This is a genomic window from Aeribacillus composti, from assembly GCF_007827555.1.
Taxonomy (GTDB): Bacteria; Bacillota; Bacilli; order Bacillales; family Aeribacillaceae; genus Aeribacillus; species Aeribacillus composti.
On record NZ_VISS01000056.1, the window covers coordinates 1 to 9,186 of the forward strand.

The window sequence follows — 9,186 nt, forward strand, 5'->3', positions numbered from 1 at the left end:
TCATAAGGGAGGTAATGAAAATTGGAAATCAGGTGGCTCATTTTTTATGTGATCGAACCCTTCAAAAGTGGCTCAATTTTAAATTATCAAATACACCAATGTTATACATCATTGGCATAATCGATGTTTTTGCATCCGACCAAAACCCAATCGATGCAAGCGCAACAAAAATACTGCCGCATTTTTAATCTTCCATATCACTATTAAACAAACTTCTTTCTGAAAAAACTAAATTATATCCAGAATTTCTTATCTAAACTATGCTAATAGATAGGCTACACGGTATTTTGTGTATGCTCTATCTATTATTTTTTTACATAAGTAAATATCAATACTGAACGCAAGTTAAAAAGGGAAATGACAGATGCAAGCAAAGATGTCCTTATCGTTGCTAAAAACAAGCGTATATAAGAGTTAGAGGAAGAATTCAAACGGTTAATAGGTATTCTGGCACAGACATTGTGATGATTATGATAAAGGTATATAATGACAATAGTTAATGCATATTTATTGCGTATTAGCAGGAAATAGCGAAGCTATAAAAGGAGTGTGTACATAATGGTTGGAGTAGAAATTGATATGGTTGTTACAGACAGCTTGAAAGCATTGGAATTATACGAAAAAATATTCGATATCGAGCGTGTTGAGGTTACAGATTTTCCTAAAGGTGAAAATGAAGTCATTTTTACCCTATATGGAGTACGCTTTCACATGTTGGATGAAAACCCAAAATTCGGATTGAAAGCCCCAAACCCGGATGAACCTAAAACGATTTGGTTTAACATCCTTGTTCCTGACATCAAGGAAACATTTTCAAAGGTGACCAGTGCGGGCTGTACTGAGGTGCAACCGGTGACTGAAATGCCTGATTACGGAGTGTCAAATGCCATATTTATTGACCCTTTCGGCTATCAATGGATGCTGCATCAAATACACAAAGAAGTGAGTTTTGAAGAACGCACACGACTTTGGGAGGAAAAAAGGGATAATTAACAATTGGTGCATTATAAGCATAATACGAAGTTAAATTGGTTTATTGTACGAATCGAGTTACCCGCAAAGTTATACACAATTTATAGTAGAGTAGAAAACTGTGGTATGTCAACACTAAACGAGACACTTTTTTTGAGGTGTTTCTCTTTATACTCCATCGGCTCAAATACCCTAGCGTTCCATGGATTCTAATATGATTAAACCAATGAACATAATCATCTAATTCCATTTTGAGTTGTTCTACACTTTCGAAATATTTACCCGGTCTTCATGATTTTAAAGGTTGCTTCAGCTACTGCGTTGTCATAGGGGCAGCCTTTCATGCTTAACGACCGATTAATCTGAAAAGTATCTAGAGCTTCATCAATGGTCTTGTTTTTGAATTCGTTGCCTCTGTCTGTGTGGAATAATTGAATTTGCTGCAAATCAGCTTTCACAGTCGACAATGCTTCATAGACGAGTTAGGCATCTTTGTTGGGACCTGCACTATGGCCGATAATTTCTCGATTATAAAGATCGACAAATAAACAGATGTAATGCCATTTTTTCACTCTCACGTATGTTAAGTCGCTAACTACAACAGTTAATTCCTCTTGTGGGTCAAATTCCCTTTTCAACACGTTTCTGTTTATTGCAGAAACGCACCCGTTTGAAAAAAGAACATCGTTGCTATTTGAACAAAACACACCAAAATTTAATTAATGGGAATAGATACGTTGCTTAACTGATGACCTTTAGCATCATAAGCCACTTAGAAATATTTTGTCACGACCAAAGTATCGCCTCTTTGCAGTTCAGCAAGCAACTTCTTGCTTATACACGTATGAGCCCCCAGCAGTTTTAAGCCATGTTAAATTTGTTGCTTTGTATGTTTTATATCCCATGTTATTTTCTCCTTTGATTTATGTCACTATGTTTTGACACCTTTTGAAGCCTTGATAATACTAGATTTTTAATGTAGAAGTTATTGTGCACCTATTTTAAGCATTATTTTATAAAAATATAGTTTTTATAAATTTACTTAATTCCGATAACGAAACTATCCCGTGCAGCTTCATGTATTTAAATTAACGTTACAGGTTAGTTGAACAAGTTGTAAATTGAATAGTTTAAGTTATAGAGTATTTCTTTGAAATGAGGAATGCTTTTTATTTTTGTCTAAAATTAAAAGGATATTTCTATAAAACAATAAAAATATAATAAAATTAAATAATAATTTATTGTAAAACGATAAAACGCGTATTAAAATCAAATTAACAATAAATAAGTGAGGTTGTTTTTATGAAACAAGGATCAACATTGTTTTTAAAAATAGCTGTTTTTATTATCGGAACTCCAGTTCTTGCTTTATGTATATTTGGGTTGCCTATGTTAGCTAAAGAAGCAGCAGAAAGTGATTCGGAGTTCGCTTATGTACTATATGGCTTATTAATAGTTATGTATGTATCGGCGGTACCATTTTTCTTTGCTCTGTATCAAGCTTTTAAACTTTTAAGTTATATTGACAAGAACAAAGCTTTCTCGGAATTATCTGTAAAGGCTTTAAAGAATATAAAATACTGTGCAATCACAATCAGTTTATTGTATGTGCCAGGTTTGCCATTCTTCTATATCGCTGCGAAGTTAGAAGACGCCCCAGGTATCATGCTAATCGGATTGGGCGTTATTTTTGCTTCAACGATTATTGCAGTCTTTGCAGCTCTTCTTCAAAAGCTTTTAAAAGCTGCCATTGATATAAAATCAGAAAATGATTTAACGATCTGAGGTGAATAACTTGGCAATTATAATCAATATTGATGTAATGCTGGCTAAAAGAAAAATGAGCGTTACAGAGCTTTCGGAGAGGGTTGGAATAACGATGGCTAACCTTTCTATATTGAAAAATGGAAAGGCAAAAGCGATTCGATTATCAACTTTAGATGCGATTTGTAAGGCTTTAGAATGTCAGCCTGGAGATATTTTAGAATACAGAAGTGACGAAGACACCCAAGGATAATAAAGCGGTGATATTTTACAGGATGTTATTGTTGACATTTTTTATAAGTACTAATTCTTTCAAAAATGGTGGGAGTAGGAGGGTTAACATTTCATTTTACGTTGGCAATCTCCTATTCCACCATGATATTCTGAGTTTCTATCATTGCTGTAATAATATCCAGTATCAAATGAATCAAATTTATAAAAGGGGAGTTACTCATGAGTTTAACCATTCATAATGTTTTGGAATAAAAAGGAATTAGATGATATAAATCTTCTTTAAACAGCCTTTTAAAATAAAAGAAATTATTCGGTGGTGAACCTATGTACATAACCCTAAATCTATTTAGCTACTATACTAAGCAGGGCTTACATATATTCAGAAAAAACCTTTGGAGGCACAAATCATGAGAGCCCTAAAACAACTCGTTCGTTTTGGTTGGGAGCAGGCTCTATCATGTTTGTTTCCTGTCGTTATTTTTGCCTCTTTGGCTTTCACAAAAATCATGCCACTTCCCTTCCTGCCACGGTATGACTGGCTGCTCATCATCTGCCTTCTGATGCAGTGGTGGATGGTGCGTTCTGGGCTTGAAACACGGGATGAACTAAAGGTTATCACATTGTTCCATCTTATTGGACTTGCTCTTGAACTTTTCAAGGTACATATGGGCTCCTGGTCTTATCCAGAGGAAGGATATTTCAAAATTTTTGGAGTGCCTTTGTATAGTGGATTCATGTACGCAAGTGTAGCGAGTTATCTTTGCCAGGCGTGGAGGAGGCTTAAGGTTGAACTGGTTAATTGGCCACCATTTTTGGTAGTTGTACCTCTTGCAGCTTCGATTTATTTAAATTTTTTTACCCACCATTATTGGATTGACGTTCGTTGGTGGTTAACTGGAATTGTAATGATCGTTTTTTGGCAATCATGGGTCGCATTCGAGGTTGATGGAACTCGTTACCGTATGCCACTCGTACTTTCTTTTGTTCTCATCGGATTTTTTATATGGATAGCTGAAAATATCGCAACGTTCTTTGGAGCTTGGGAATATCCAAACCAAACCGATGCATGGAGTCTCGTTCATCTAGGAAAGGTAAGTTCTTGGTTCTTATTAGTGATTGTTAGCTTTCTTATAGTAGCGACGTTAAAGCAGGTTAAGGGAAAAATTGTTTCACCCAAGAAGGATAAGGTTTAAAGAGGCGTTTGATAATCATTTAAAGGAACGAGATAGAGGTTCTTTTTAGGCTATACCCACTAATGAAAGCTCACGTGTTATTCAGTTATCGGGCGCCTTTTTGGAGTCACGATAAAAGAGGCTGTCCAAAAAGTCAGGGTAACTGATTTTTTGGACAACCCCGTGGAGGAGACAGTCCCTCCCTATTCCAAATCCATTTCAGCGATCCCCTATCTATCTTACATTACACAAAATTGTTGACGGTACCATTTTTTCTGTTTGCAAACTTTCGAGACTTTTAATTGGTAATTTTCCCGGATGCCATTTCCAAGAATTATTTCAATAAAATTAATCTCAACAATTGCTACAACTTTTTCTCTCCATTGAGATATTATTCCACGTGACACGAGTCATAAAATTTCTACTGTGATTTTCTCCTTGCAAAACCCTTTAAAAAAACTGTGAATCGGGTTTTTGTAACTAGAAATTTCGTTTCAATTTAGAAATATTTACAAAATAGATTTTTTTAACTCTTAACCAAACCAAAAATCCTAAAACCCCACCGAAAGTATTTAGGATTAAATCATCAACATCAAACGAACGTCTAAATATAAAACCAAAGTAACTTAATATTTGCTGAAATATTTCAATGATTAAACTTGTAAGGAATACAATAATAATAACCTTATTTATACGTGTAGTATTAAATAATATTCCCAAATAAATCCCCAAAGGAAATAACAAAATCAAATTATAGAAAGATAGTTTAACTGAATTCCAAAAGAACCAAATACCATTGGCACGTTCGATAGACCAATCAACTAAAAAATGAAAAGGAATTAATTGAAAACTTATAAAGCTGTGCTGGGGAGGTATAAAAATATTTCCAATAGTAAGATGTGAAACAATAATTAAATAAAGTATAAAACTATAGAATATTCCTCTACTAATTAAATTTTTTAACTTGTTCTTTTTGAAATCAATTATTATATAAATAATTAGCCCTACGCAACCTAATATAGTCAGGAGCGGAATTGAATAAATCTGCATTTAATTTTTCCTCCTACCAGTATAACTTTTTACCTTCTAAGTGAATATTCTGGAATATTTTGTAGTTTCTAACCTCTCTATCTATAATGTATCTTGAACGATTAACCTGTTAAGCCGTTGAAAAACTTTTATTCCTTTAATCTTAATAAATCTAATATAGATTGATTTTTTATTATTTTTGACAGGACAAACACCCCTAAGGTAGCAATTATTAAAATAAACAACACAGCAAATATATAATATATTGTATAAAAAGATGTAGGGTATACATGATTTAATACTTTCATAGACAAGAAGAAAAGGATGGTACTAATAACAATTGATATAAAGAAATAAATAAATATTTCAAATGACAGAAGTTTCATTACAAATCTTTTTCTCATTCCTAATGAAAGATAAATACCCCAAGTTCTTTTTTTAATATAATATTTACTTAGTAAAATACTTATAATACTTGTCATAGACAAAAACAATGAAATCAAGAATGACAATTTACCTAAAAAACCTATATAAGAAGATATTTTCATTTCTTCTATTTGTGTAGTTGATATCTTTTGATAAAGACTTCCGGGTATAGATGCAACCATTTCATAAACTAAAGAATCTATTATCTTTTCTTCTATTGAAGATATATTATCTTCTAAATAAATAGTTAAATCCTTATATCCCGTAAAAATTTTGCTATCTACAGCTGTTTTTTCATCTAAAAGAATAGTAATTTCATTATAATTTATGGACATATTATTTTCGTTACTGTTTGCACTCTCAATAACATCAAAAACTTCAAATTCCCATTTTTTTGTTTTTAATTGACCTGACTCTCTATACATTTTTATAAAACTTAATTTTTCGCCTATTAATTTACTGTTATTATTAATCTCTGTTTTGGGCAATATCAATAGTATTTTACCCTTAAAACTTTCAAAATCATTAGATTTATAAATCTCACCAAATTCAACTTCATTCACTATTCGATAACTTACATTGGGAATAATTATATCTTGTTCATATAAATTATTTAGTGAACCATTTTGTTTTATCCAGTTTTCTATAGAAGATGTTAATAAGTTTGGTTTTATAAGAGGATGAACGTCAATCATAAACGGATTTTTGTCAATGTACTTAATACCTCTAGTTTGTTCAAGTTGTTTTACTTCATGTATTGGAAATGTTAATCCCTTATGAGCTAAAACGTTAAGATTCTGTATATTCTCATAAGCATATATTTCTTGCGAATCAATATAATAATCCTGCTTAGCGTCCCAGATACCTTCACTTTCTTTTTGTAAAAAAAAGGAAAATAAAATAATCATCGTGCAAATGCTTAAATTGAATATAATTAGCAAAGAGTGTTTGGGATATTGAACCATTTGAATTACTAACTGTTTTTTAATAAATGAGGAAAATTTATATATCAAATAATCTCCTTTATTTTTAGAGTGACTATTGTTGTGTAATATGTTATTTATAGACTTTTTATTAAATTTGTTAATTGATTTAGTTGAAATTATGACAACTATAGTAAATAAAATGATAATCCATATCGATACTGTATTGATTATAGTGCTTAATTGTGAAGGATTGAGTTCTCCTTCAAAAAAAGTTTTCTTAATTATTAGTTTATGTAATGCTATATTTAGCGGAATTGAAAAAAGTATGCTGGATAAAAAGATAATTAAACACTGAAAAAAATGAAGTTTGTACAAATTTAAATTATTAGATCCTGCTGCTTTAAATAGCGCATCTTTTTGCAATTGAAAGAAATTGAAATAATAAAATAAACTCCAAAAACAAAAGGAGGCAACTATTAAAGTAATTATTTGAAAAAAGAATGTTAAGTTTGTGATGTTATCATATTGGTTTAAACCTTTATAAAATAATTTTTCATTAATAATTCCTTGATCATTATATATTTCTAGTAACTTTAACATTTCCTCTTCATTTTCTTTTGGGTCTTTATTGAATTTAATTAAAAAGTTGCTTGTTAAACTGTTGTCTTTGTTTGCCACTAAGATATTCGGAAAATCATTTACCCCTTTTTCTATATTGTATGGCACTGACCATTTAGCCGAATAATTTTCAATAATGCCAACAAGTTTAACTTGAGTAACATTGTTATTAATTAAAAGTTTTTTTGTGTCGCCTAATTTCCAAGTGGGATCTAGCTTTTCTAAGTAGAACGATTCTATTGCAACCTCATTCTCATTAGTAGGGAATTTGCCTTTTATTAGGTTAATATGTCCAATCTTAAATGCGTCAATATTCATCCAACCAATAGTAGCAGAAAGGTCTTCACTAATTTTTAATGTATCTATTAATTGATACTCTCCCGCATCAAAGTTATTATTATTTAGCAACGATTTTGATTCTTTAATACCAATTAATAAACCTGAATGCTCACCATAATTTTTATATGCTTTATTCTTTAGGCTTGTTTTTATTGCTTCAGATGATGTTATTAGTGAGGTAATGAATGCTAAAGTAATTCCGAGAGCAATGGTCATTACTAAAAACCATTTTAACCTCGCGATTAACAATTTTATTGAAAACTTAATCATGTTTGTTTTCCACCTTTAAAACACCATCATTCATTTTATATAAGTAATGGGGTTCTTTAATTAAGTTTTTCTCATGAGTTACGATTATTAGGGAAATATTATATTTCTTACTTAGTTTAATAAGTAATTTGATTACTAATTTTGTAGTTTCCTGATCCAAATTTCCTGTTGGTTCATCTGCAAACAAAATTTTTGGACAAGTTATTAAAGCACGAGCAATAGCTACCCTTTGTTGCTCCCCGCCAGACAGATAATTAGGTTTTTTACTCAGATGCCTTGAAATGTCTAGTTCATTAGCTAACTCATTAACATTTAACATATTCTTGTTAGAAGCCTTTACAAAATTAAATGGTAACTCTATATTTTCTTTGACAGTAAGCTCGGGTATTAATTGGAATGATTGGAATATAAATCCAAATGATTCACCTCTTATTCGTGACTGTTCATTGTCATTTAGTTCATAAAAGGATTTATTTTCAAAAAAAACTCTTCCATTACTTGGCTTTTCTAGTCCTCCTATCATACTCAAAAAAGTAGATTTTCCGGAACCACTCTTTCCCTCTATTACATATATTTCTCCTTTCTTAACACTAAATGAAGTGGGTTTAACAACTAAATAGTTATTATATGTATTAAATGATTTACTGATTTCTTCTGCTTTAAGTATAATTGACATCGTTTCCTCCCGTATATTAATATAACGTATTTACTAACAAATAAGACTATTTTATATTAATATTTTATTCAAAAATATACAAATTTGCAAAATAATTATTTAATTTCCTAATATTTGATAATATAATAAATAATGGTAATAAATTAGAAAGGAGTGATAATATGAAAGGTAAATTAAAAAAATTAACTATATCAACTGCTCTTCTTGTAGGCGTAATCGCTTTACCGATTACGGCTAGTGCTTATAGCAAGTCCTATACATTTTCAATGACTCACGGATTTGATGGAACTACAGTATTTTCTTTAAAAAATGCTAAAGCCTCTACTACTGTTAAAGCGGACACTTATAAAGCCAACGGTTCTATAGATTCTAATAAATCTAAATACAGTGTTGCGTTATATGGCGGGTTTTTTAATTACTATAGTAGTGGTGATATTTCTGCTAATGGTTATACCTACACTAAAAGCTATGGCACTGTTGCTAAAAGAGATTATATACTTAGACTTAGCAAAACTAGTTCCATCGGTTATAGGGTTAAAGGTTCTGGTACTATAAATCAGTAACTACATAAATAAAATGATAATCCCCTTAAATACCTCCCGTTGAAGACTTGTCCAACTAGGAGGGTATGGTATTAAGGGTTTGTTGGCAAGTGGTTTTTTTAATTGGGGCTGTCCGATAAGTCCCTAAAATGAAGCAAGTGGAGAAAAACAATTCGTTTCTCTCCACTTGCTTTTATATTTTTTCGATTTTTATCTGA

General features: G+C 31.3%; 8 protein-coding genes and 2 pseudogenes. 5 read left to right on the forward strand and 5 right to left on the reverse strand.

The features are described from left to right. Positions 1–94 precede the first annotated feature (94 nt). A pseudogene (locus tag FB379_RS17845) lies at positions 95–178 on the reverse strand (ABC transporter permease); the annotation flags it as partial. A 380-nt stretch (positions 179–558) separates the two neighbouring features. Here FB379_RS17845 and FB379_RS17855 point away from each other — a divergent pair. Beyond that, on the forward strand, positions 559–993 hold the full coding sequence (locus FB379_RS17855) for a VOC family protein (protein ID WP_044747371.1): 435 nt from the start codon (positions 559–561) through the stop codon (positions 991–993). 160 nt (positions 994–1,153) lie between these two features. Here FB379_RS17855 and FB379_RS18890 read toward each other — a convergent pair. Further along, positions 1,154–1,616, reverse strand: a pseudogene (locus FB379_RS18890) (DDE-type integrase/transposase/recombinase); the annotation flags it as partial. A gap of 658 nt (positions 1,617–2,274) precedes the next feature. Between FB379_RS18890 and FB379_RS17875 the strand changes: the two are divergent. The 3 genes from FB379_RS17875 (at position 2,275) to FB379_RS17885 (ending at position 4,163) form a co-directional block, all read left to right on the forward strand. Next, a complete protein-coding gene (locus FB379_RS17875; protein ID WP_117017326.1) occupies positions 2,275–2,757 on the forward strand; it encodes a DUF2975 domain-containing protein in 483 nt (160 codons plus the stop codon). A gap of 10 nt (positions 2,758–2,767) precedes the next feature. Next, positions 2,768–2,989, forward strand: a complete 222-nt coding sequence (locus tag FB379_RS17880) for a helix-turn-helix domain-containing protein (RefSeq protein ID WP_063388940.1) — start codon at positions 2,768–2,770, stop codon at positions 2,987–2,989. 388 nt (positions 2,990–3,377) lie between these two features. After that, positions 3,378–4,163 carry a DUF817 domain-containing protein gene (locus FB379_RS17885; RefSeq protein ID WP_066248107.1) on the forward strand — a complete coding sequence of 262 codons (786 nt, stop codon included), beginning with the start codon at positions 3,378–3,380 and terminating at the stop codon, positions 4,161–4,163. 459 nt (positions 4,164–4,622) lie between these two features. Here the strand turns inward: FB379_RS17885 and FB379_RS17890 are convergent, their stop codons facing one another. From FB379_RS17890 to FB379_RS17900, 3 genes are all read right to left on the reverse strand, one after another. Beyond that, positions 4,623–5,192 carry a VanZ family protein gene (locus FB379_RS17890; protein WP_144598545.1) on the reverse strand — a complete coding sequence of 190 codons (570 nt, stop codon included), beginning with the start codon at positions 5,190–5,192 and terminating at the stop codon, positions 4,623–4,625. A gap of 128 nt (positions 5,193–5,320) precedes the next feature. Beyond that, a complete protein-coding gene (locus FB379_RS17895) occupies positions 5,321–7,750 on the reverse strand; it encodes an FtsX-like permease family protein (RefSeq protein ID WP_144598546.1) in 2,430 nt (809 codons plus the stop codon). Continuing rightward, positions 7,743–8,426, reverse strand: coding sequence for an ABC transporter ATP-binding protein (locus FB379_RS17900; protein ID WP_144598547.1), 684 nt, complete (start codon positions 8,424–8,426; stop codon positions 7,743–7,745). Before FB379_RS17900 ends, FB379_RS17895 begins: the two co-directional genes overlap by 8 nt. Positions 8,427–8,587: 161 nt before the next feature. Here FB379_RS17900 and FB379_RS17905 point away from each other — a divergent pair, with 161 nt between their 5' ends. After that, on the forward strand, positions 8,588–8,989 hold the full coding sequence (locus tag FB379_RS17905; RefSeq protein WP_144598548.1) for a hypothetical protein: 402 nt from the start codon (positions 8,588–8,590) through the stop codon (positions 8,987–8,989). Positions 8,990–9,186: the final 197 nt, after the last annotated feature.

Coding starts and splice junctions, on each gene's coding strand:
- FB379_RS17855 (WP_044747371.1), top strand. CDS start 559: ATGGTTGGAGTAGAAATTGATATGGTTGTTACAGACAGCTTGAAAGCA.
- FB379_RS17885 (WP_066248107.1), top strand. CDS start 3,378: ATGAGAGCCCTAAAACAACTCGTTCGTTTTGGTTGGGAGCAGGCTCTA.
- FB379_RS17890 (WP_144598545.1), bottom strand. CDS start 5,192: ATGCAGATTTATTCAATTCCGCTCCTGACTATATTAGGTTGCGTAGGG.
- FB379_RS17900 (WP_144598547.1), bottom strand. CDS start 8,426: ATGTCAATTATACTTAAAGCAGAAGAAATCAGTAAATCATTTAATACA.
- FB379_RS17875 (WP_117017326.1), top strand. CDS start 2,275: ATGAAACAAGGATCAACATTGTTTTTAAAAATAGCTGTTTTTATTATC.
- FB379_RS17895 (WP_144598546.1), bottom strand. CDS start 7,750: ATGATTAAGTTTTCAATAAAATTGTTAATCGCGAGGTTAAAATGGTTT.
- FB379_RS17905 (WP_144598548.1), top strand. CDS start 8,588: ATGAAAGGTAAATTAAAAAAATTAACTATATCAACTGCTCTTCTTGTA.